Source organism: Vibrio sp. YT-19(2023) (assembly GCF_033337395.1).
In genome coordinates this window covers 40669-62910 of the sequence record NZ_JAWOQN010000015.1, presented here as the reverse complement: position 1 = coordinate 62910, position 22242 = coordinate 40669, and the positions used below count along the sequence as shown (strand labels likewise).

The 22242-nt window shown below is 46.6% G+C and carries 22 protein-coding genes; 14 read left to right on the top strand and 8 right to left on the bottom strand.

Features of this window, described 5'->3' with window-relative positions; genetic code table 11:
- Positions 1–156: 156 nt before the first annotated feature.
- From pckA to hslR, 3 genes are all read right to left on the bottom strand, one after another.
- Entirely contained in the window at positions 157–1785 is a 1629-nt protein-coding gene (gene pckA / locus R7E78_RS12965) for a phosphoenolpyruvate carboxykinase (ATP) (RefSeq protein WP_017820689.1), read from the bottom strand.
- Positions 1786–2121: 336 nt separating this feature from the next.
- Entirely contained in the window at positions 2122–2997 is an 876-nt protein-coding gene (hslO, locus tag R7E78_RS12960) for an Hsp33 family molecular chaperone HslO (RefSeq protein WP_031780788.1), read from the bottom strand.
- Positions 2998–3028: 31 nt separating this feature from the next.
- Complete coding sequence (gene hslR, locus R7E78_RS12955) at positions 3029–3415, bottom strand: ribosome-associated heat shock protein Hsp15 (RefSeq protein ID WP_005379292.1); 387 nt, start codon at positions 3413–3415, stop codon at positions 3029–3031.
- 253 nt (positions 3416–3668) lie between these two features.
- On the opposite strand from hslR, the gene gspC reads away from it, so the two are divergent.
- Genes gspC through R7E78_RS12895 form a run of 12 tightly spaced genes read left to right on the top strand, consistent with a single transcriptional unit; the run spans position 3669 to position 14977 of the window.
- A complete protein-coding gene (gene gspC / locus R7E78_RS12950) occupies positions 3669–4595 on the top strand; it encodes a type II secretion system protein GspC (protein ID WP_115385654.1) in 927 nt (308 codons plus the stop codon).
- A 36-nt stretch (positions 4596–4631) separates the two neighbouring features.
- Positions 4632–6650, top strand: coding sequence for a type II secretion system secretin GspD (gene gspD, locus R7E78_RS12945; RefSeq protein ID WP_005379295.1), 2019 nt, complete (start codon positions 4632–4634; stop codon positions 6648–6650).
- On the top strand, positions 6650–8152 hold the full coding sequence (gene gspE, locus R7E78_RS12940; protein WP_005394994.1) for a type II secretion system ATPase GspE: 1503 nt from the start codon (positions 6650–6652) through the stop codon (positions 8150–8152). Before gspD ends, gspE begins: the two co-directional genes overlap by 1 nt.
- Positions 8152–9369, top strand: coding sequence for a type II secretion system inner membrane protein GspF (gene gspF / locus R7E78_RS12935; protein WP_222712370.1), 1218 nt, complete (start codon positions 8152–8154; stop codon positions 9367–9369). Before gspE ends, gspF begins: the two co-directional genes overlap by 1 nt.
- 59 nt (positions 9370–9428) lie before the next feature.
- Complete coding sequence (gspG, locus tag R7E78_RS12930; protein ID WP_005379298.1) at positions 9429–9872, top strand: type II secretion system major pseudopilin GspG; 444 nt, start codon at positions 9429–9431, stop codon at positions 9870–9872.
- 29 nt (positions 9873–9901) lie between these two features.
- Positions 9902–10501, top strand: coding sequence for a prepilin-type N-terminal cleavage/methylation domain-containing protein (locus tag R7E78_RS12925; protein WP_017635010.1), 600 nt, complete (start codon positions 9902–9904; stop codon positions 10499–10501).
- Positions 10488–10877, top strand: coding sequence for a type II secretion system minor pseudopilin GspI (gene gspI / locus R7E78_RS12920; protein ID WP_017635009.1), 390 nt, complete (start codon positions 10488–10490; stop codon positions 10875–10877). Before R7E78_RS12925 ends, gspI begins: the two co-directional genes overlap by 14 nt.
- Entirely contained in the window at positions 10864–11541 is a 678-nt protein-coding gene (gene gspJ, locus R7E78_RS12915; RefSeq protein ID WP_047103742.1) for a type II secretion system minor pseudopilin GspJ, read from the top strand. Before gspI ends, gspJ begins: the two co-directional genes overlap by 14 nt.
- On the top strand, positions 11534–12544 hold the full coding sequence (gspK, locus tag R7E78_RS12910) for a type II secretion system minor pseudopilin GspK (protein WP_005379302.1): 1011 nt from the start codon (positions 11534–11536) through the stop codon (positions 12542–12544). The genes gspJ and gspK overlap by 8 nt, the downstream gene beginning before the upstream one ends.
- Positions 12513–13715 carry a type II secretion system protein GspL gene (gene gspL, locus R7E78_RS12905; RefSeq protein ID WP_167415599.1) on the top strand — a complete coding sequence of 401 codons (1203 nt, stop codon included), beginning with the start codon at positions 12513–12515 and terminating at the stop codon, positions 13713–13715. Before gspK ends, gspL begins: the two co-directional genes overlap by 32 nt.
- A 7-nt stretch (positions 13716–13722) precedes the next feature.
- The gene (locus tag R7E78_RS12900) at positions 13723–14214 is read left to right on the top strand and encodes a type II secretion system protein M (RefSeq protein WP_005383002.1); all 492 of its coding nucleotides are present in this window, start codon (positions 13723–13725) and stop codon (positions 14212–14214) included.
- Position 14215: 1 nt separating this feature from the next.
- Positions 14216–14977, top strand: a complete 762-nt coding sequence (locus tag R7E78_RS12895) for a type II secretion system protein N (protein ID WP_222712369.1) — start codon at positions 14216–14218, stop codon at positions 14975–14977.
- Between the two features lie 302 nt (positions 14978–15279).
- Here the strand turns inward: R7E78_RS12895 and cysQ are convergent, their stop codons facing one another.
- The 4 genes from cysQ to R7E78_RS12875 form a co-directional block, all read right to left on the bottom strand.
- The gene (gene cysQ, locus R7E78_RS12890) at positions 15280–16107 is read right to left on the bottom strand and encodes a 3'(2'),5'-bisphosphate nucleotidase CysQ (RefSeq protein ID WP_005379308.1); all 828 of its coding nucleotides are present in this window, start codon (positions 16105–16107) and stop codon (positions 15280–15282) included.
- A 44-nt stretch (positions 16108–16151) separates the two neighbouring features.
- Positions 16152–16721 (bottom strand): ADP compounds hydrolase NudE, encoded by a 570-nt coding sequence (gene nudE / locus R7E78_RS12885; RefSeq protein ID WP_005379309.1) that lies wholly within the window; start codon positions 16719–16721, stop codon positions 16152–16154.
- A 176-nt stretch (positions 16722–16897) separates the two neighbouring features.
- On the bottom strand, positions 16898–17482 hold the full coding sequence (gene nfuA / locus R7E78_RS12880; protein ID WP_005379313.1) for a Fe-S biogenesis protein NfuA: 585 nt from the start codon (positions 17480–17482) through the stop codon (positions 16898–16900).
- 97 nt (positions 17483–17579) lie between these two features.
- A complete protein-coding gene (locus tag R7E78_RS12875) occupies positions 17580–18305 on the bottom strand; it encodes an amidophosphoribosyltransferase (protein ID WP_025998648.1) in 726 nt (241 codons plus the stop codon).
- A gap of 84 nt (positions 18306–18389) precedes the next feature.
- On the opposite strand from R7E78_RS12875, the gene bioH reads away from it, so the two are divergent.
- Both bioH and R7E78_RS12865 read left to right on the top strand, forming a co-directional pair.
- Positions 18390–19157 carry a pimeloyl-ACP methyl ester esterase BioH gene (gene bioH, locus R7E78_RS12870; RefSeq protein ID WP_213886567.1) on the top strand — a complete coding sequence of 256 codons (768 nt, stop codon included), beginning with the start codon at positions 18390–18392 and terminating at the stop codon, positions 19155–19157.
- A 124-nt stretch (positions 19158–19281) separates the two neighbouring features.
- Entirely contained in the window at positions 19282–19746 is a 465-nt protein-coding gene (locus R7E78_RS12865) for a hypothetical protein (RefSeq protein WP_005379316.1), read from the top strand.
- Positions 19747–19850: 104 nt separating this feature from the next.
- Here the strand turns inward: R7E78_RS12865 and R7E78_RS12860 are convergent, their stop codons facing one another.
- A complete protein-coding gene (locus R7E78_RS12860) occupies positions 19851–22172 on the bottom strand; it encodes a Tex family protein (protein ID WP_017820698.1) in 2322 nt (773 codons plus the stop codon).
- Between the last annotated feature and the right edge of the window lie 70 nt (positions 22173–22242).

Genomic DNA, 22242 nt, shown 5'->3' with positions numbered 1-22242 from the left:
CTAGATAGGCTTTAGCTTGTATCAATATTCTGTGGTATTCAATAAAAAGCCCCTCAAAGGAGGGGCTTGAAGCAATTTTTGTAACTTGGCCTACGTAAAGGTGATAAGTTAATGCCAACTTTTCACTGAGTTTACGCGACGTCGCTGTTACTCGATTTAATCAATCTGAGGACCAGCCGCAACCAGAGATTTACCTTCAGCGTTGTCTGTGTACTTATCAAAGTTATTGATAAAGCGCGCTGCTAAATCTTTCGCTTTGCTTTCCCACTGAAGTGGGTCAACGTACGTGTCGCGAGGGTCTAGAATGCTTGGATCCACACCTGGTAGTGACGTTGGTACTTCAAGATTGAAGATAGGAATGTGCTTAGTTGGTGCATCTTCAATCGAACCATCAAGAATTGCATCAATAATTCCGCGTGTATCTTGAATAGAGATACGTTTGCCAGTGCCGTTCCAACCAGTATTCACTAGGTAAGCCTCAGCGCCCGCTGCTTCCATGCGTTTTACCAGTACTTCCGCGTATTTTGTTGGGTGGAGCGTTAGGAACGCCGCGCCGAAACAAGCAGAGAAAGTTGGTGTTGGCTCAGTAATACCGCGCTCTGTTCCCGCTAGTTTGGCGGTAAAGCCAGACAGGAAGTGGTACTTAGTTTGCTCAGGTGTCAATTTAGATACTGGAGGCAGTACGCCAAATGCATCGGCTGATAGGAAGATCACTTTATTCGCGTGACCGCCTTTTGATACTGGCTTAACGATATTATCGATATGGTAGATAGGGTAAGAAACACGTGTGTTTTCTGTTTTCGAACCATCATCAAAGTCGATAGAGCCATCGCCACGTACTGTTACGTTTTCTAGCAGTGCATCACGACGAATTGCGTTGTAGATGTCCGGCTCCGCTTCTTTCGAAAGTTTGATGGTTTTTGCGTAACAACCACCTTCGAAGTTGAAGACACCGTCATCATCCCAGCCGTGCTCATCATCACCAATTAGCGCACGTTTAGGATCAGTCGACAGGGTCGTTTTACCCGTACCAGATAGACCGAAGAATACCGCTACATCGCCATCTTTGCCCATGTTAGCGCTACAGTGCATTGATGCGATGTCTTTTAGTGGAAGGAAGTAGTTCATCATGGCGAACATACCTTTCTTCATTTCACCGCCGTACCAAGTACCACCGATAAGTTGCATGCGCTCAGTTAGGTTAAATACGGTGAAGTTTTCTGAGTTCAGGCCTTGCTCTTCCCATTTTGGATTAGTGCATTTTGCGCCATTCATTACTACGAAGTCTGGTTCAAATGTCGCTAACTCTTCTTCTGTCGGGCGAATAAACATGTTTTTAACGAAGTGCGCTTGCCATGCGACTTCTGTGATAACACGAATGCTCAAACGTGTATCTGGGTTTGCACCACAGTAACCGTCAACAACAAACAAGCGTTTGTTAGAAAGCTGGTTTGTGACCAGTTCTTTTAGCTCGTCCCACACTTCAGGAGTGATTGGCTTGTTATCATTTTTCACTTGATCAGACGTCCACCACATATGTTCTTCTGTCGTAGCGTCTTTGACGATGTATTTATCTTTTGGTGAGCGACCAGTAAAGATGCCAGTGTCAACGGCAACCGCACCTAGTTCAGTAACCACGCCGCGCTCATAACCGGTTAGGTCTTCACGCGTTTCTTCCTCAAACAACATTTCGTAGCTTGGGTTGCGAATAACCTCTTTTACGTTATGCAGTCCGTGCTTGGTTAGATCAAGTGTTGCAGCCTTAGTATGTTCCATAACGGTCATAGGTGCTCCTTATAAGGATTTTGTAGGGATTTTGTAAGAATGTTTTAATTTTAATCTGCTCACCATGCTAGCAACGGGGCGGGGAGAAAACAGGGAGATAGCTCAAAATTTACCCATGATTTCAATAAGGTTTTAGGTGGCCCGTCACATATTGGTGGGAATAGTCTATCGTGCGCGCAATCCTTTGCGCTAGGGCAAAATCATTATTAATTGTTTAAAATTAAGCAGTTGTTTTATTACGCTTGAGGCTAGTTATTACGAGGGGTTGATCACAAAAAGGCCAGCATTAAGCTGGCCTTTTGTAGGGTAAATTACGTGCTTGATAAGCTATGTAAATTAATGCAGGGTTTTCTTGTCCGTAGAAGCTTGTGCATACAGTTCAGTGACTTCAGATTCGTCGAACGTATAAGTTGTGCCACAGTAATCACAATGTAAAGAAACTGATCCAACTTCTGCCAAAATGTCATAAATTTCAGCTTTCTCAACGGTGATGATTGCGGCACCGCTACGCTCACGAGAACAGCCACAATGGAACTCGACAGGTTGCGGCTCGTACAGACGTACTTTGTCTTGGTTATATAGTCGATACAATAACTCGTTAGCTTCTAAACCAAACAATTCTTCATCTTTTACTGTATCAGTGAGCTGCTCTAGATGCTCGAAATCATCTGGAGAGCCAGTGCCGTCGGGGATCACTTGAATCAACATACCTGCTGCGTGTGCTTTGCCCTCATGCTCACCAGTGCGGATCCATAGGCGCGTTTTTAACTGCTCTGAGTTTGCAAAGTAGCCTTCTAGCACTTCTGCTAAAGTGTCACCTTCTAATCCAACGACACCTTGGTAACGCTCGCCGTTTTTCGGTTCGATAGTGATCACAAGGTAGCCCTTACCCATTAGATCGTGAATGTTTGCGTCATCGGCAATATCGCCTTCCCAGCGAGCTACGCCACGGACACGTTGGTTATGGTCACCGTTGATAACGGCAAGAGACACAGGACCATCGCCTTGTAGCTGGATGGTGATCGAACCTTCGAACTTAAGAGTGGCAGTTAAAAGAGTAGTTGAAACGAGTAGCTCACCCAGCAGTTTCTCTATTGCTGCCGGATATTCCTTGCTGGAGATAACACGTTGGTACGCTTCATCCAATTGTACCAACTCGCCACGTACTGAAAGATCTTCGAATAGGTAGCGGTTTAAAACATTATTTGCCATGGAGTGCTTTCCTCGTTGGTAATTCCGGCTTTTATTGGTGTTTGAACTTAATGATGTCTCGGCGCTGCTTTTTATCTGGGCGGCGTTCCGGACTTGGGTTGTGGGCATTAAGCTTACGTTGAGTCGCGTGTTCCTCACGTTTCGCTATACTTTCATTAGTTTCGCGATATAAGGTTTGTGCGATGGGAGCGCCTCGGCGTTGATCTGAGATTTGTTCGATGATCACGATTTTTTCTTCGTTGCCTTGACGAAGTCTTACTTCAGCGCCCACTTCAACGATTTTACTCGGCTTGCTTCGTTGGCCATTATAGTGGACTTTACCGCCATCGACCATGTTACGCGCGATGGAGCGGGTTTTGTAAAATCTTGCGGCCCATAGCCATTTATCTAGCCTAACGGCTTCATTTAGGGAACTCATAGAACACTACGCTATCTAATCACTGCCCGAATAAGGCAATGAGTGATGGATTATTCACCTACAGATGGAGTCAAGGCGTATTTTTTTCAAGGGAGTTGGCAAAAACTGCATAAGAAAAAGGTATGAAAGACAACTTGTGATATAGTTCACTGCTCTTTGTTGAGTAATAATTTTATTGCAAATTTAGCAATTTAAAGTCGATAGCTATCGTTATAGCTTAAATGACGGACGTTAGAATAAAGGAATCCATTCAGTGAAACGTTTAGAGCTAAGTGCAGGATTATCAAGCAGACCGCTACTGGCTCAGATCAAGTCCAATCATTATACCATTCAAGCCAAACTTAGCTTGTTGCTTACCTGTCTGTTTATTGCGATAACCGGATGGATACTTGGCAAAATTGTGTGGTTAGCCATACCTCAATCGTCGGAAGTGCCGCAATGGCGTCCATCGGCGAGTAGCGTTACTGCGAGTAATAAAGGCGACGCGATAGATTTTAATGCCCTTCAGAATGCCAACCTATTCGGTAAATTCACTGAGCAAAAAGCGGCAGTTGTAGAACAGCCTATTGTTAAAGACGCCCCTAAGACGCGCCTTAACCTCACCCTAGTCGGTGCGGTTGCCAGCAGTGATGCCAATACCAGCCTTGCTGTTATTGCTAACCGAGGTAAGCAAGCTACGTACGGTTTGGGTGAAGAAATCGAAGGGACACGTGCGACGCTAAAAGCGGTATTGGTGGATCGCGTCATCATTGATAACCAAGGTCGAGACGAGACCTTAATGATGCAAGGTATAGAATATAAGAAGCTATCTGAATCGCCGCAGGTAGCTAGGGCGCAAGCTCAGCGAGCAGAAGCAGCGACGTCTGACGTTGGAGAGAAATTAGAGCAAATCCGCGAGGAAATTGCGAAAGATCCACAAAGCGTTTTTAAATACATCACCATTTCACCCGTCAAAAAAGACGGAGACATTGTTGGTTATCGAGTATCACCTGGTCGTGATGCCGCATTATTTAATGATGTAGGGCTACAACCTGGTGATATTGCGGTTCAACTGAACGGGATCGATTTAAGTGATCCGTCTTCTTCAGTACAACTGATGCAAGTGATGAGCGATCCGCAAGAATTAAATTTAACTGTTGAGCGAGACGGCCAACAGTACGATATCTATATCCAATTGTAAGACTTAGGCAACCGGCGTAAGTTCAGGGAGACATACGTGAAACATTGGTTCAGCAAAAGTGCTTGGCTACTAGCAGGAAGTTTACTCTGCGTACCAGGTGCAATGGCAAACGAATTTAGTGCGAGCTTTAAAGGCACTGATATTCAAGAATTCATCAACATAGTGGGTCGTAACCTCGAAAAGACCATCATTGTTGATCCTTCAGTACGCGGTAAGATCGATGTCCGCAGCTATGACGTACTTAACGAAGAGCAATATTACAGCTTTTTCCTTAATGTCCTTGAAGTATACGGTTACGCAGTCGTAGAGATGGACAATGGGGTACTTAAGGTTATCAAAGCAAAAGACTCAAAAACCTCAGCAATCCCTGTGTTAGGTGATGGTAGCGCGCAAGGCGATAGTGTTATCACTCGAGTTGTCGCGGTGCGTAATGTGTCGGTCCGTGAGTTGTCTCCTCTACTTCGTCAGCTGATTGATAACGCCGGTGCCGGTAACGTGGTTCATTATGATCCAGCGAATATTATCTTGATTACTGGTCGTGCGGCAGTAGTGAATCGCTTAGCAGAGATCATCAAGCGTGTTGACCAAGCCGGCGATAAAGAAATTGAATTGGTGGAGCTGCGTAATGCATCTGCTGCTGAAATGGTACGCATTGTCGAAGCACTGAATAAAAGTGCGAATCAGAAAAGCACGCCAGAGTTCCTTGAACCTAAAATTGTGGCCGATGAACGTACTAACGCGATTTTAATTTCTGGTGATCCAAAAGTAAGAGCCCGCTTGAAACGTTTGATTCGTCAACTTGATGTTGAAATGGCGACAAAAGGTAACAACCGAGTTGTGTACCTGAAAAATGCGAAAGCTGAAGACTTGGTGGATGTATTGAAAGGTGTTTCCGATAACCTGCAAGCTGAAAAGCAAGCTGGTCAGAAAACATCAGGTGCATCGCGTGGTGAGGTCGTCATTGCTGCTCACGCTGCAACTAACTCGTTAGTTTTAACAGCGCCACCAGATATTATGATGGCATTACAAGACGTCATTTCTCAACTCGATATTCGTCGTGCTCAGGTTCTTATTGAAGCGTTAATTGTCGAAATGTCTGAAGGTGATGGTATTAACCTAGGTGTTCAGTGGGGTTCATTAGAAACGGGTGCTGTAATTCAGTACGGTAACTCAGGAGCCCCGATTGGTCAGGTGATGGTTGGTCTAGAAGAAGCAAAAGATCAAACCCGCACTGAATACTATACCAACTCTAATGGCGAACGAACGCCATATGATGTTACTGAATCAGGTGACTACTCTACGCTAGCGTCAGCACTTAGCGGAGTAAATGGTGCGGCAATGAGTATTGTCATGGGTGACTGGACAGCGCTAATTAGTGCTGTTGCTTCTGACTCCAACTCAAACATTCTATCTTCTCCGAGTATTACCGTAATGGATAATGGCGAAGCATCATTTATTGTGGGTGAAGAGGTTCCGGTTATTACGGGCTCTACGGCTGGCTCAAACAACGACAACCCATTCCAAACGGTTGACCGTAAAGAAGTCGGTATCAAACTCAAAGTAGTGCCACAAATTAACGAAGGTGACTCTGTACAGTTAAACATTGAACAAGAAGTTTCCAACGTATTAGGCGCAAACGGTGCGGTTGACGTTCGCTTTGCTAAACGACAGTTAAACACCTCTGTCATGATCCAAGATGGTCAGATGTTGGTTCTTGGTGGTTTGGTCGATGAACGGGCACTTGAAAGTGAGTCTAAAGTGCCGCTATTGGGTGACATTCCGGTACTTGGCCATCTGTTCAAGTCAACTAGCACGCAAACAGAAAAACGTAACTTGATGGTGTTCATCAAGCCGACGATTATTCGCGATGGTGTGACGGCTGACGGTATTACGCAGCGTAAATACAACTTTATTCGCGCAGAACAGCTTTATAAAGCGGATCAAGGGTTGAAGTTGATGGCAGACGAGAAGATCCCGGTTATGCCAGCCTTTGGCCAGGAGCGTCAGCACCCAACAGAGATTCAAGCGTTTATTGATCAAATGGAAAACAACTAATGGTTGATATGTTAGACACAGCGCCAAGTATGCGTCGTCTGCCATTCAGTTTTGCCAACCGCTTTAAACTGGTGCTGGAGACAGAGCATCCTGAGCGTCCACCTATTCTTTACTATGTCGAGCCGCTTAACCCTGCGGCTCTGGTTGAAGTCCGTCGTGTATTAAAGAAAAGCTTCGTACCGCAACCTATCGATAAAGAAGCCTTTGATAAAAAGCTGACCGAAGCATATCAACGCGACTCGTCTGAAGCGCGTCAGTTGATGGAAGATATTGGTGCTGATAGCGATGATTTCTTCTCTTTGGCTGAAGAACTGCCGCACGATGAAGACTTATTAGAATCGGAAGACGATGCGCCAATCATCAAATTGATCAACGCCATGTTGGGCGAAGCGATCAAAGAAGGTGCGTCGGATATTCATATTGAGACGTTCGAGAAAACCCTTTCGATTCGTTTCCGTGTCGATGGCGTATTGCGTGAAGTCCTGACTCCAAGCCGTAAGCTAGCGCCTTTGCTAGTTTCTCGTGTGAAGGTTATGGCTAAACTAGATATCGCAGAAAAGCGTGTGCCTCAAGATGGCCGTATTTCGTTGCGTATCGGTGGTCGTGCGGTGGACGTGCGTGTATCTACGATGCCGTCCTCACATGGTGAGCGCGTGGTAATGCGTTTGTTGGATAAAAACGCGACTCGTCTCGATTTGCATAGCTTAGGTATGACGCCTTCCGTGCACGACAATTTCCGTCATCTTATTCAGCGTCCTCACGGTATCATCTTGGTGACGGGCCCGACAGGTTCTGGTAAATCAACCACCTTGTATGCTGGCTTGCAAGAGATCAATAGCAACGAGCGCAACATTCTAACGGTTGAAGACCCGATCGAATTTGATATTGATGGCATCGGTCAAACTCAGGTGAACCCAAAGGTTGATATGACGTTTGCGCGCGGCTTGCGTGCCATTCTGCGTCAGGACCCGGATGTGGTGATGGTCGGTGAGATCCGTGACTTAGAAACCGCACAAATTGCAGTGCAAGCGTCCTTAACGGGTCACTTGGTAATGTCGACTCTCCACACCAACACCGCAGTGGGTGCGATTACGCGTCTACGTGATATGGGTATTGAGCCATTCCTTATTTCTTCTTCGTTATTAGGGGTGCTAGCGCAGCGCTTAGTTCGAACGCTTTGTCCAAGCTGTAAAGAGCCGTATGAAGCCGATGCGGAACAGAAAAAACTGTTTGGTATGGAAGCGCATGAACCGTTAGAACTGCACCGAGCAAAAGGCTGTGAAGCGTGCAACCAAAAAGGCTACCGAGGTCGAACAGGTATCCACGAGCTCATTATGGTTGATGAGCAAGTGCAAGAGTTGATTCATCGAGAGTCTGGTGAACAAGAAATTGAGAGAGCCGTTCGCGCCCATACGCCAAGTATTCGCAGTGATGGTTTAAGCAAAGTACGTCGTGGTATTACGTCACTTGAAGAAGTGATGCGAGTGACGAAGGAAACCTAATGGCGGCATTTGAGTACAAAGCGCTAGATGCAAAAGGCAAGCATAAAAAAGGCACGATAGAAGGGGACAACGCCCGACAAGTGCGCCAGCGACTCAAAGAGCAAGGGATGATCCCGATTGAAGTGGTCGAGACGAAAGCTAAATCGGCTAAGTCTTCAGGTTCAGTCAGCTTTAAGCGCGGTATCTCAACATCTGAGCTGGCACTCATCACACGGCAATTGTCTACGCTAGTCCAATCAGGAATGCCTTTGGAAGAGTGTTTGCGTGCGGTCTCTGAGCAGGCTGAAAAGCCGAGGATTCGTTCTATGTTGGCTGCGGTTCGCTCGAAAGTAACAGAGGGTTATCCGCTTGCCGACAGTTTTGCCGATTACCCACACGTGTTTGATGAACTGTACCGCTCCATGGTTGCGGCGGGTGAAAAATCAGGTCACCTCGATACCGTATTAGAGCGTTTGGCAGACTATGTCGAAAACCGCCAAAAGATGCGATCTAAATTGCTTCAAGCCATGATTTATCCTGTAGTTTTGGTGGTATTCGCGGTTGTCATCGTTTCGTTCTTATTGGCGACAGTGGTTCCTAAAATCATTGAACCCATCATTCAGATGGGCCAAAAGTTACCTCAATCGACGCAATTTTTACTGGCAGCCAGTGAGTTTGTGCAAGATTGGGGGCTGATTATTTTCGTTGTGCTGGTGGTGCTTTTCTATGGCCTCAAACTGGCGTTGCAAAAGCCAGACTTTCGCTTAGCTTGGGACAGAAAAATCTTGAGCTTACCGCTAATAGGTAAGATCTCTCGAGGTTTGAATACCGCACGATTCGCACGAACGCTTTCGATCTGTACTTCCAGTGCGATTCCAATTCTCGAGGGTATGCGCGTTGCGGTAGATGTTATGTCTAACCGTTATGTGAAGCAGCAAGTGTTGCTTGCAGCGGATAACGTTCGAGAGGGCGCTAGTCTGCGTAAGGCGTTGGACCAAACCCGCTTGTTTCCACCAATGATGCTACACATGATCGCCAGTGGTGAGCAAAGTGGTGAATTAGAGAGCATGTTGACGCGGGCAGCCGATAACCAAGATCAAAACTTTGAATCAACAGTCAATATTGCTCTGGGTGTGTTTACTCCTGCGCTGATTGCATTAATGGCTGGATTAGTGTTGTTCATTGTGATGGCGACCTTGATGCCAATGTTAGAAATGAATAACTTGATGAGCGGATAATTTCGAATTAAGACGTGTCTACTAACGGCATGGCTTTAATCTAACTTTCGGAGAAAAAAATGAAGTTTAAGCGTAGTAAACAACAGGGTTTTACACTTTTAGAAGTGATGGTTGTTGTGGTTATCCTAGGTATTTTGGCAAGTTTTGTTGTTCCAAACCTATTGGGTAACAAAGAGAAGGCTGACCAACAAAAAGCGATTACGGACATTGTCGCGTTGGAAAATGCCTTAGATATGTACAAGTTGGATAACAGCGTTTACCCAACAACGGACCAAGGTCTAGAAGCATTGGTTAGTAAGCCATCTAACCCAGAGCCACGCAACTACCGTGATGGTGGTTACATCAAACGTCTTCCTAATGACCCTTGGGGCAACCAGTACCAATACTTAAGCCCAGGTGATAACGGTACAATCGATATCTTCACTCTAGGCGCAGATGGCCAAGAGGGTGGAGAAGGTCCAGCTGCAGATATTGGCAACTGGAACATGCAAGACTTCCAATAATTGAGCCTAAGCCAGCACTAATGAAACAAATGCGAAAACATAACGGTTTTACATTGATAGAAATTCTATTGGTGCTGGTTTTGCTATCTCTTACGGCTGTGGCCGTGATCTCGACGTTACCGACTAGCCAAAAAGATCTTTCCAAACAGTATGCTCAAAGCTTTTTTCAGCGTTTACAGCTGCTCAATGAAGAAGCGGTGCTGAGCGGTAAAGATTTTGGCGTTCGAGTGGATGATGCCAAATCGACCTACGCTCTACTGAGTTTAACCTCAGAAGGTTGGCAGCCTCTGAAATTAAAGCAGATTCCGAGCAAAACCAAGCTAGAAGAAGATATTACGCTACAACTCGAGCTCGGAGGTGGTGCTTGGGATAATGATGAGCGCTTATTCAAACCAGGTTCTCTTTTTGATGAAGACATGTTCGCAGAAGAAGAGGACGAAAAGAAAATTGAGCCACCGCAAGTGTTTATCTTTTCCAGCGCCGAAGTCACGCCATTTACCCTGTCTTTTTTTCCGCAAAATGGTGATGCCTTTAATGACGGTTGGCGAGTCATTGGCAAAGAAAGTGGACAAATTTTGTTATTAGCTCCGGGCGAAGAAGTGAAAGAGGATGAGAATGCGCAATTTTAAGCAAGCTCGCCCAAATTTGAGTCATCGCCGGACGAGAGGCATGACCTTACTGGAAGTATTGGTCGCACTGGCAATTTTCGCTACCGCTGCCATCAGTGTCATTCGCTCTGTGAGCCAGCATATTAATACAATCAGTTATCTAGAAGAAAAAATGTTTGCAGCCATGGTTGTGGATAATCAGATGGCAAATGTGATGTTGAATACCGGAGAACTCAAAGCGAAAAACGGCACAGAAGAGCTGGCAGGACGCACTTGGTTCTGGAAAGTCACGCCAGTCGCCACGACGCAGCCATTGCTGAAAGCATTTGATGTGAGCGTCTCGGTAGAGAAAAGCGCGAGCCCTGTAGTAACGGTACGAAGCTATGTGGCGCAATAATAATCCCCGCGCAAATACGCGCCAAAGGGTAAAAGGTTTTACACTTATTGAAGTGTTGGTATCGATTGCCATCTTTGCCAGTTTAAGTGTCGCTGCGTACCAAGTGGTATCGCAAGTACAGCGTAGCAATGCGCTATCACAAGAACGAACCCAACGCTTAAACGAAATTCAGCGTGCCATGGTGATGATGGATAACGATTTTCGTCAAATGGCGATGCGTCAAACACGTACTAATGGTGAAGAGCCTGCTAGCCGGCTAATTTTTTGGTCCGATTACCTGTTGGACTCCGATACCAAAGGACTGATGTTTGCCCGTTTAGGTTGGCACAACCCTCAGCAGCAGTTCCCTCGTGGAGAAGTAACCAAGGTTGGCTATCGCTTAAAAGAAGAAACACTGCAGCGAGTATGGTGGCGCTATCCTGATACGCCGGTTGGGCAACAAGGTACTGTTACTCCATTGCTAACGCAGGTCGAGTCATTTGATATGCGTTTCTATGATGGTAAGCAATGGAAAAAAGAGTGGGCTGAAGAAAAAGCGCTGCCGAAAGCGGTTTCTGTTGTTCTCACTCTCAAAGACTATGGAGAAATTGCCCGCACTTATCTCACTCCTGATGGCACATTGAGTCAGAAAGAGGAAAGTTCAGGAGACAGCAATAATGGTTAACCGTCAGCGCGGTGTTGCTTTGATTATAGTGTTGATGTTGCTGGCGATTATGGCAACGGTTGCTGCCAGTATGTCGGAACGTTTGTTCTTGCAGTTTCAGCGAGGCGCTAATCAAATCAATTACCAGCAAGCGTATTGGTACAGCCTTGGCGTCGAGGCGCTAGCAAAAGTGGGTATCGAGCAAAGTTATAAAGACACCGACACGATTAATATGAGTCAACCGTGGGCGATAAAAGAGCAAGTCTATCCGTTAGATTATGGTCAAGCGGCGGGACGAATTAGAGACAAGCAAGCGTGCTTTAATCTAAATGTATTGAGTCGTGTGCAACCAACGGGTCAGCAAATTACAAGACCATATTTAGTGAATGTATTGCAGCGCTTATTAGAAGAGTTGGATGTCGAGCCATATCAAGCAGAAATCATTGCAGACTCTACTTGGGAATACATTGATGCTGACGACTCTGTCCGTTCGACTACTGGGGTTGAAGACAGCACATATGAAGCGATGAAGCCTTCCTATTTAGCATCAAATGGTTGGATGGCAGATGCTTCCGAGTTACGGGCTGTCTATCAGGTGAGTGGTGAAATTTTCCAAAAATTGGAGCCGCTGGTCTGTGCATTACCAAGTGATGACTGGCGTTTAAACGTGAATACGATTGATGTTGAGCAAGCTCCGATTTTGGTGGCAATGTTCTCACCAAACTTAAGCAGTAGTGATGCGATTCAGCTAATTGAAAAACGCCCATTTGATGGGTGGGATAGCATTGATGAATTTTTAGCAGAGTCAGAAATGGCTGGCTTAAGTGAAGATGTAAAGAAAAACGCCAAAGGCTATTTGGGTGTGGATAGCGCCTTTTTTGAATTGGATGCACAAGTGTTGGTGGATGAATCACGTGTACGTATCCGAAGCCTTTTGCAAAGTACAAATAGAGAAACGGTGACCGTAGTTCGCCGTCGTTTTGGAGGGATCAGTGAGCGAGTTTCTGACCGTTCGGCTGAGTAGCGAACAACAAAGTACCATTCCTTGGGTGGTGTGGTCGACAGATCAACAGGAAGTGATTGCTAGCGGTGAAATCGCCGGGTGGGAACACTTAGATGAGTTGGTCTCATATGCTGGTCAGCGCCAAGTTGTGGCGCTGTTGGCGAGTAATGATGTGGTCCTGACGCAAGTGGATATACCACCTGGTGCAACACGCCAATTCGAGGCGATGTTACCGTACTTAGTGGAAGACGAAGTTGCTCAGGACGTTGATGGCCTGCACTTTAGCGTGTTGGGTAAACAAGCGGACAAAGCGCAGATTTGCGCAGTTGAACGTGCTTGGATTCAGACTGTACTGCAACGTTTTTCAAGCCAAGGTATCGCCATTAAACGCATTTTACCCGATGTGCTTGCATTACCGGTTCGTGGAGAGCACAGCAGTGCTGCAATGATTGGCGAGCAATGGCTAATTCGTCACTCTGCGACAGAGGGCGCGGTTGTCGACGCTTCTTGGTTAGACCTTTACCTCTCTTCTTATCTACAAAATCATGAAGGTTGGAAGCTCGATTGCTATAGCTCGGTCCCGGAATCTGCGTTACCTGAAATATGGGAGCCGCAACCAGAAGAAATGACGATGGCTTTACTGGCGAAGGGGGTGACAGAAAGCAAAGTCAATTTGCTGACTGGGATCTTCAAGCCGAAATCTTCTTGGGGTAAATACTGGAAGCTCTGGCAAAAAGCCACCATTGCTGCGGGGGTGCTTATCGTTGTCATGGTTGCGCAGCAGTTGCTCGTGGTCCACAAGTACGAAGCACAAGCTCAAGCGTATCGTGAGGAGAGTGAGCGTATTTTCCGCCAAGTGTTCCCAAATAAACGACGCATTCCTACCGTTAGTTACCTCAAACGACAAATGGATGATGAAGAGCGCCGCTTATCTGGTGGAAGTGGTCAGCAGGCAATGTTGTCATGGTTGGCGGCATTACCCGCGACGCTTGGTCAGGTCAGCGACTTGGAGATCACTAGCTTTAAATACGACGGACAACGTGGCGAAGTACGTATTCAGGCTCGTAGTTCAGACTTCCAACCTTTTGAGCAGGCTCGTGTGAAATTGGCAGAGAAGTTTAATGTTGAGCAAGGTCAGTTGAACCGTAGCGATAACGTTGTGGTTGGCAGCTTTGTTTTGAAGCGTTTGTGAGGTGATGATGAAAAATTTAATTTCTCAAGCTCAGGTTTGGTGGAGCAGCATCTCGCAGCGTGAGCAGCGTTTGGTCATGGGATGTGGCGCTATTGCCGTTATCGGTATTATTTATTGGGGTTTATTACAGCCAATGAGTCAACGTGCGGAGCTAGCTCAGTCACGTATTCAAAGTGAAAAGCAGTTGCTAGCTTGGGTACAAGATAAAGCGGATGGCATCACTGCACTGCGAAAAAGCAGCGGTGTGAGCTACTCTAGTCAACCGTTGAATCAGTTGGTTTCTTCTTCAGCTCGTCGTTATAAAGTTGAGTTGATTCGAGTACAACCTCGTAATGAGAGCGTTCAAGTGTGGATCAAACCACTCGCGTTTAATCAACTAGTGGATTGGTTACGTTACTTGAAAGAGCAACAGGGTATTGAAGTCGAATTTTTAGATATCGACCGAACAGAGCAAGCGGGCATGATCGATGTAAACCGCCTTCAGTTTAAGCGAGGTTAAGGTGAAGCGAGCAGTACTTTACGTTGTTATCTTTATCGTCTTTTTTTCAGTCAGTCTTTTAATGGGATTACCAGTCTCTTGGGTGTTACAACAAGCACCAACAGTGAGAGGCCTGGACATTCAAGGAGCCAACGGTTCGGTATGGCAAGGTCAAGCTGCTAGTATTCGTTGGCAGCACCAGAACCTTGGAGAAGTTAATTGGGATTTCCAATGGTCGAGTCTACTGACAGGTAAAGCTGAGTTTGCTGTGCGCTTTGGTCGTGGTAGTGAAATGGACGTTCGTGGGCGCGGTTTTGTCGGCTATAGCTTAAGTGATGGCCCTTATGCCAAAAACTTAGTTGCCTCGATTCCGGCGGTAAAAGTTGTTGAGCAAGCGCGCCTCCCTGTGCCTGTTGGTGTTGATGGGCAGCTTGAGCTGAATATTCGTCATGCGACTTATGCTGCGCCTTGGTGTAAGAACGGTGAAGGCACTTTAGTATGGAATGCCAGTGGTATTCAAAGCCCCGTTGGCAGCTTAGATCTCGGTCCTGTGATTGCCGATATAAACTGTCAGGATAGTGTATTGACGGCAACTGGTGAGCAGAGCAGCGAACAAGTCTCTGCGGCGTTCTCAGCAGAGCTGATGCCTAATCAACGATACTCAACCAAAGCGTGGTTCAAACCTGGTGCAGAGTTCCCATCCAGCATGGGGGAGCAACTGAAATGGTTGGGTAAGCCGAATGCTCAAGGTCAATATGAGTTTAATTACCAAGGGCGCTTCTAACCTATCGTGACAAAATCCAATATCTTAAAAGAGCTGCTATTGTGCAGCTCTTTTTGCTTTTGGATCATCGTAAGCTAAAACCTCTATTCGCTGTACATTCGATCTTGATTGGGAATGAGTGAAAGTTTAAAGCCATGATTTTTAATCGATTTGTTTCTTTTGTTCAGCTTTGCAAGTAATTGGAACATAGTAGGCCAAATACTCCAAGTGCTGTACAGAAGGTCAAAAAGAAAAGGCCACGAAGATATTCGTGGCCTTTCTATTGCTAGAATTTTGTGCTCTAAATTTTACCGATAGGGCGCTTAATCTTTGCGTTGTAAAATCTCATTCCAAGGTAAATCCGCATCACCAAGAACAATAAAGTTCGGGTTTTCTAGTGTTTCCCGCTCGTTATATGACAGCGGTTCTAATTGCGTGCTGAGAATACGTCCGCCAGCTTCTTCAACAATGCATTGTGTTGCAGCGGTGTCCCACTCGCCAGTTGGCCCCAGACGTAAGTAACAATCCACAGCCCCTTCCGCGACGAGGCATGCTTTCAATGCCGCAGAACCGAGCGGTATTAAGTCGTAATTCCAGGCGCTGCTCATACGGTTAGTAATACGATTGATGTCTTGGCGACGACTAATAGCAATTGCGATGCTTTGCTCTGGCTGTTCGTGTTTGTGTGTATGGATTTTGACGCTGTCCGACATGTCGGGAATTTTCCAGGCGCCTTTGCCATTATAAGCGTAGTAAGTCACGCCAGATACAGGGCCGTAAACGACGCCCATGGTTGGTCGATTGTTGTCGACCAACGCAATAATAGTGGCAAAGTCACCACTGCGAGCGATGAATTCTTGAGTACCATCAAGAGGGTCGACTAACCAATAACGTTCCCACTGAGCGCGTTGCTCTAAGCTTATGTCTGCGTCTTCTTCTGACAACACGGGAATGTCAGGCGTCAGATCACTCAAGCGTTCAGTGATGAACTTGTGAGCTGCAATATCTGCACTTGTTACGGGAGTTTCGTCACTTTTGGTGTAGGCCTCGTATTGCTTCTTTTCATATATTTCGAGGATCATTTGCCCAGCACTGCGGGCAATCTCGATGACTTGAGGAAGTAGGTGAGATAGATCTTTTGTCATTGGCATAAGTGATAGTCCTTACTCACAGTGTTATTCGGTTCTAATGACCGTTATTGGTTATGCTTGTGAGTGGTGTTTGGTAAGTGTTTCAGTGCCAACATTAGCGCTGTGATGCTTCGTGCTTCACAGAAATCCATGTGAGTTAATAACTCTTCGGCTTGCGCAAGTGGCCAACGCACAATTTCCAGTGGTTCAGGCTCATCGCCTTCTTGCTTCTCTGGATAAAGCGCCTGTCCTAAAAATAGAGTCATTTTGCTCGAAAAGTAAGATGGCGCGAGGATAACTTGTTTCAACGGGGTTAACTGATTACAGCCAAAGCCGATTTCTTCTTTTAACTCACGATCCGCAGCTTGGTGTGGTGTTTCTCCTGGGTCAATCAGCCCTTTTGGGAAACCTAGCTCGTAACGTTCAGTTCCAGCGGCGTATTCACGCACCAGTAATAAATCGCCTTGTTCTGTTACAGGAACCACCATTACAGCATCTCGTCCACTTGGCTTCATACGCTCATAAGTACGATGCTCACCATTGGAAAAACGAAGGTCGAGCGCTTCCACAGCAAACAGTTTGGATTTTGCAACCGTCTGGCATGAGAGTATCTCTGGTGGGGTTCGTTTCGGCATGACGCTGGCTCCTTGGTGTCGTTGGCGTTTACGAGATGCGTAAGATTCTTAATATATGAGAACTCCGCCTGAGTTTCTAGCGGATTTTACGAGTCGAGCTAAGCATCTCAGCATCACCTCAGCATCGATACAAAAATGGGAGACCGAAGCCTCCCATTTTCTGACAGTGTTTACTCTTAGTAGTAAGAGTGATCACCACGGTCATGTTCTGTTGCATCACGAACTGCGGTTAGTTCACCAATGAACTGGTTTAGCAGTTCTTTCTCGATGCCTTCTTTAAGTGTTACGTCAACCATAGAACAGCCATTACAACCGCCACCAAATGCAACAATCGCAACACCGTCTTCAGTGATCTCAACCAAGTTTACGTGACCACCGTGGCCAGCAAGTTGTGGGTTCACTTGAGTTTGGATAACGTACTCAACGCGCTCAACCAGTGGTGCGTCGTCCGCAACTTTACGCATTTTAGCGTTAGGTGCTTTTAGCGTTAGCTGAGAGCCCATTTTATCGGTAACAAAATCGATTTCAGCGTCTTCAAGGAATGGCAGGCTTAGCTCATCCACGTAAGCTGAAAAACCGCTGTAAGAGAGTTCAGTGTCGGTCGATTCTACTGCTTCTGGTGGGCAGTAAGACACGCCACACTCAGCGTTTTGTGTACCTGGGTTCACAACGAAAATACGAATGTTAGTGCCTTCAGGTTGTTGACCTAAAAGGTTAGCGAAATGCGTTTGCGCAGTTTCTGTAATAGTAATATTTGACACGACGAATACCCGAGTAAATTTGTAGGTTACTGCTGCTATTCTACTCTTGTTGACGTATGGGTCTAGTCTTTTTGATGCTAAGGCATGGCGAAGCGATCTAGAGAGAACGAGGAGCAGGTGTTCTGCAGATGCAGTAAATATCGATGCTTTCTACGCCAACTTCAAGTAGTAAATGACATAATTGTCGGACGGTACTGCCTGTGGTGACTACATCATCGACGATGGCAACATGGGAAGAGTGAGGTTGCTTATTGAGAATAAACGCGCCTTTTAAGTTTTGTTCACGGCTTGTTTTGGTATTACCACGCTGTGATTGGGCGAGCTTTACTCGACGAAAGACCTTCGCATCAAAATTAGTCTGCAATTGCTTGGCGAGGTGTCGGGCTAAAACATCACTTTGATTAAAACCCCGGCGCAGGTAACGCTGCCAGTGCAATGGCACACTGGTAATGATTGGAGCTGGCGTGGTGATGCGCTGTGCCAGTTGCTCGGTTAATGCTTTTACATGCCAAGACTCTCCGTGATCTTTAAAGCGTTGTACTTCCCGTGAAAGGGGAAAGTCGTAATCGCCTAACGTGTATAGCCTTTGCCATGGCGGTGGCTCTGAAAGACATTCACCACAAATACTATCCGTACTCATTTCTTCTTTCTGTAATGATAAACCGCAGCGTTGACATCGTTTTACCGGAGTTAGGTATTTTAAACAGTGCTCGCACCAGCGCAGAGTATTTGTGTGGCTTGGTGTTTGAATAGGGAACCGACACAGGCCGCATTGACTGCTCAATACACGATGCATGATGTTTTGCCAGTGATGAGATAACATAGCGTTTATTCATGGTGATATTTTACTCAGCCTAACGTTTGGCTGAAGCCGTAGGGAATAAAATAAGTGGGAGAGATTGAGAGCATGAGCACGAAATTACACTGGCAGTCATTTGGTCAGGGACCAGATTTGGTGTTACTTCATGGTTGGGGCATGAATGGTGCGGTATGGCAGCAGACAGTCGAGTCTCTTCAACCTTATTTCCGAGTTCATGTGGTTGACCTTCCGGGGTACGGACATAGCGCCGAATCTCATGCTGAAGATTTAGACCATATTGCTAACTTGGTGGTGCAAGGTGCGCCAAAGAACGCGATTTGGCTTGGTTGGTCCCTCGGAGGTTTAGTGGCGACGCATGTGGCATTAAATATGCCCGAGCGCGTGGCTAAGTTGATTACGGTTGCCAGCTCACCTAAATTTGCCGCAGAAAAACCGTGGCGTGGCATTCAACCGAATGTACTGAGTGCGTTCACCTCTCAGTTGCTAGAAGATTTCTCACTGACCATTGAGCGCTTTATGGCGTTGCAAGCGATGGGCAGCCCATCAGCGCGTAAAGACGTTAAACAGCTCAAGCAAGCGGTACTATCGCGCCCTCAGCCAAACCCTGAATCGCTGTTGGTTGGGCTAAACATCCTTGCTGATGTGGATCTGCGCGATGCGTTGACGTCTCTTTCTGTTCCAATGTTGCGTCTTTATGGCCGTTTAGATGGGTTGGTGCCAATTAAAGTAGCTAACGATTTAAGTGAACAGTTGCCTCATACCCAGCAGTTTGTTTTTAATCAGTCCTCTCATGCGCCTTTTATCACCGAACATGACGAATTTTGTGTTCAAATCCGAGAGTTTGCTCACGATTGAGCAAGTACGAGCGGAAATACCTCAAGTTGTTTAAAAAGTGGTCGATATAAAGGGTGGTGAGGTTTTATTAGCCAATAAAGCTAAGCCATATTGACGAGTTGGGCGACTCTGAGGAGGGTTCGCAATGATTGTGTCACCGACCAACGTAAGTGTGCCACTGATCGCCCCATCCGTGAATGTGCAGACGGAACAAGCAGCTCGCGACAATAAAGTCCGAGAGCCTGTAACGCCAACGGTCGCATTGGCCAAAACCAATGCAGAGCGAAAAGTAAAAGGTGACGACAAGCGCCGACGTCAGTCTTCTTGGGATCCTTCAGAGCATCCTGATTATGATATGGAAACGGAAGTCGACACGCGTTATCAAGAAGAGCCGGAAGATACACTAGAACGGCTTTTTAGTTTGCTTGCACTCAAATCGTATAGTGAAGACCAGGGGAAAGGCTACGCGATCCGCTTTCGCTTACCAAAGCGCATTTTGGATGCTGCGATCAATGAAGGATTAATGGAAAAGCGCAGGAAGGTGATCAAGTTTCATTATGGTCATGCAGTCGCTCCCCATACCCCGTCAGAAGTGATAGCAGTATTATGACGACTCAATATCCTACTCAAACAAAAACGCTCCAAGCAGGTTGACTGATTGGAGCGTTTTCTTTTTAGTTATGAAAGCTCGTTAGCGGTGAAGCCTAGGTAAGATTACTTTTTCGCTTTAGCAAACGCTGCAGCAAATGCACCGCCCATCGCGCTGTTCGATGACGAATCATCACGGCGAGGCTGACGACGCTGCGGTTGGTCATTACGACGCGGCGCTGCTGATGAGCGTTGGCTACGGTTGTCTTGACCCGGCTCGTCGTTCATACGCATCGATAGACCAATACGTTTACGCTGCACGTCAACTTCCATCACTTTCACTTTGACGATGTCGCCCGCTTTCACCACTTCACGTGGGTCAGACACATAACGATCTGTCAGTGCAGAGATGTGTACGAGACCATCTTGGTGAACGCCGATATCAACGAAGGCACCGAAGTTGGCTACGTTCGATACCACACCTTCTAGAATCATGCCCGGTTCCAAGTCAGATACCGAGTTTACACCTTCTGCAAACGTCGCCGTTTTGAATTCTGGACGTGGGTCACGACCTGGCTTATCTAGCTCTTTGATGATGTCTGTAATGGTTGGGACACCGAAGTTATCGTCGGTGTAGTCGACTGCATGCAGACCTTTTAGGAAGCTTGAATCACCAATCAGTGCTTTGATGTCTTTGTTGTTCTTTTCAGAAATCGCTTTTACCACTGGGTAGGCTTCTGGGTGAACGGCAGATGCATCAAGAGGGTTCTTACCATCCATAATACGTAGGAAGCCCGCACACTGTTCAAACGCCTTAGGACCTAAACGAGGCACTTTCTTCAAGGTTGTACGTGCTTCGAAACGACCGTTTTCATCACGGAAGTCGACAATGTTCTGCGCGATGGTGCTTGATAAGCCTGCTACGCGCGTCAGTAGCGCCGCAGAAGCAGTGTTCACATCAACACCAACCGCGTTTACACAGTCTTCCACAATCGCATCTAGGCGTTTTGCCAACATAGATTGGCTTACATCGTGCTGGTATTGACCCACACCAATAGATTTCGGATCAATTTTCACGAGTTCAGCCAATGGATCTTGCAAACGACGTGCAATCGACACTGCACCACGCAGTGATACGTCCATATTCGGGAACTCTTTTGCTGCAAGCTCAGACGCTGAGTAAACCGAAGCCCCCGCTTCACTTACGATGATCTTCTGAACTTTCAGGTTGCCACGTTTGATGACGTCTGCGACAAAGCTGTCGGTTTCACGTGAAGCCGTACCGTTACCAATCGCAATCAAATCCACATTGTACTTACGCACCAACTGATCAACGATTTGTGCTGACTTGTCGTATTGTTTTTGTGGTGGGTGAGGGTAGATGGTTTCGGTTGCAAGCACTTTACCTGTTGAGTCGACAACCGCGATTTTTGAACCTGTACGCAGACCCGGATCGAGGCCAAGTGTTGCACGAGGGCCAGCCGGTGCTGCCATCAACAAGTCTTTTAGGTTAGTGGCGAATACTTCAATCGCTTCGATTTCAGCGCGCTCTTTCATTGCGCCCATTAGCTCGGTTTCCATGTGCATCGATACTTTGATGCGCCATGCCCAGCTGATCACTTGCTTACGCCAGGTATCCGCCGGTGCGCTGCTTAGCGTCACGCCATAATGGTCGGCGATAATCGTTTCGCAGTAAGACTGACGAGCGCCTTCTTCCTGTTCTGGATCGGCATTCATTGCCAATGTCAGGAAGCCTTCGTTACGGCCACGCAACATCGCCAGTGCGCGGTGCGATGGCACTTTGCTTAGGGGCTCGTTGTGGTTGAAGTAATCTTTAAACTTCTCGCCTTCTTGCTCTTTGCCTTCAACGACTCGTGAGACCAGTTCCGCATTGCGATTTAAGTGGTTGCGAATTTTTTCCAGTAAGTTTGCGTCTTCTGCGATGCGCTCCATGATGATCGCGCGAGCGCCATCCAATGCAGCTTTGGTGTCTGCGATGCCTTTGTCTGCATCAAGGTATTTGCTTGCTTCGCTTTCTGGCTCGGTTTGTGGATGATTCCAAAGCTGATCTGCGAGTGGTTCAAGACCAGCTTCAATCGCGATCTGACCTTTCGTACGACGCTTTGGTTTGTAAGGTAGGTATAAGTCTTCAAGACGAGTTTTGCTGTCTGCCTGCGCGATCTCTTGTTCTAGCTCTGGCGTCAGTTTGCCTTGCTCTTGGATTGATTTGAGGATGGTTTGACGGCGATCATCCATTTCACGAAGGTAAGACAGACGGCTGTCCAAAGTACGCAGCTGGGTATCATCAAGGCCCCCCGTCACCTCTTTGCGGTAACGTGCAATAAAAGGGACAGTGTTGCCATCATCAATTAGGGTGACAGCGGCGTTGACTTGCTCTGGGCGAACATTCAGTTCTTGAGCAATCATGCGACAGATAGCTTGGCTCATCCGTGTTTTCTCTTTTAATTCGGTTTTGGTTGTATAGAACATTGGGGTCATTCGAAGAATTTGCAATGTT

Excerpts from the sequence above, each read along its gene's own strand:
- pckA (WP_017820689.1), bottom strand. The coding sequence starts at position 1,785 with ATGACCGTTATGGAACATACTAAGGCTGCAACACTTGATCTAACCAAG.
- hslO (WP_031780788.1), bottom strand. The coding sequence starts at position 2,997 with ATGGCAAATAATGTTTTAAACCGCTACCTATTCGAAGATCTTTCAGTA.
- hslR (WP_005379292.1), bottom strand. The coding sequence starts at position 3,415 with ATGAGTTCCCTAAATGAAGCCGTTAGGCTAGATAAATGGCTATGGGCC.
- gspE (WP_005394994.1), top strand. The coding sequence starts at position 6,650 with ATGGTTGATATGTTAGACACAGCGCCAAGTATGCGTCGTCTGCCATTC.
- gspF (WP_222712370.1), top strand. The coding sequence starts at position 8,152 with ATGGCGGCATTTGAGTACAAAGCGCTAGATGCAAAAGGCAAGCATAAA.
- gspG (WP_005379298.1), top strand. The coding sequence starts at position 9,429 with ATGAAGTTTAAGCGTAGTAAACAACAGGGTTTTACACTTTTAGAAGTG.
- R7E78_RS12925 (WP_017635010.1), top strand. The coding sequence starts at position 9,902 with ATGCGAAAACATAACGGTTTTACATTGATAGAAATTCTATTGGTGCTG.
- gspI (WP_017635009.1), top strand. The coding sequence starts at position 10,488 with ATGCGCAATTTTAAGCAAGCTCGCCCAAATTTGAGTCATCGCCGGACG.
- gspJ (WP_047103742.1), top strand. The coding sequence starts at position 10,864 with ATGTGGCGCAATAATAATCCCCGCGCAAATACGCGCCAAAGGGTAAAA.
- gspK (WP_005379302.1), top strand. The coding sequence starts at position 11,534 with ATGGTTAACCGTCAGCGCGGTGTTGCTTTGATTATAGTGTTGATGTTG.
- R7E78_RS12900 (WP_005383002.1), top strand. The coding sequence starts at position 13,723 with ATGAAAAATTTAATTTCTCAAGCTCAGGTTTGGTGGAGCAGCATCTCG.
- cysQ (WP_005379308.1), bottom strand. The coding sequence starts at position 16,107 with ATGCCAATGACAAAAGATCTATCTCACCTACTTCCTCAAGTCATCGAG.
- nudE (WP_005379309.1), bottom strand. The coding sequence starts at position 16,721 with ATGCCGAAACGAACCCCACCAGAGATACTCTCATGCCAGACGGTTGCA.
- R7E78_RS12875 (WP_025998648.1), bottom strand. The coding sequence starts at position 18,305 with ATGTTATCTCATCACTGGCAAAACATCATGCATCGTGTATTGAGCAGT.
- bioH (WP_213886567.1), top strand. The coding sequence starts at position 18,390 with ATGAGCACGAAATTACACTGGCAGTCATTTGGTCAGGGACCAGATTTG.
- R7E78_RS12865 (WP_005379316.1), top strand. The coding sequence starts at position 19,282 with ATGATTGTGTCACCGACCAACGTAAGTGTGCCACTGATCGCCCCATCC.
- R7E78_RS12860 (WP_017820698.1), bottom strand. The coding sequence starts at position 22,172 with ATGAGCCAAGCTATCTGTCGCATGATTGCTCAAGAACTGAATGTTCGC.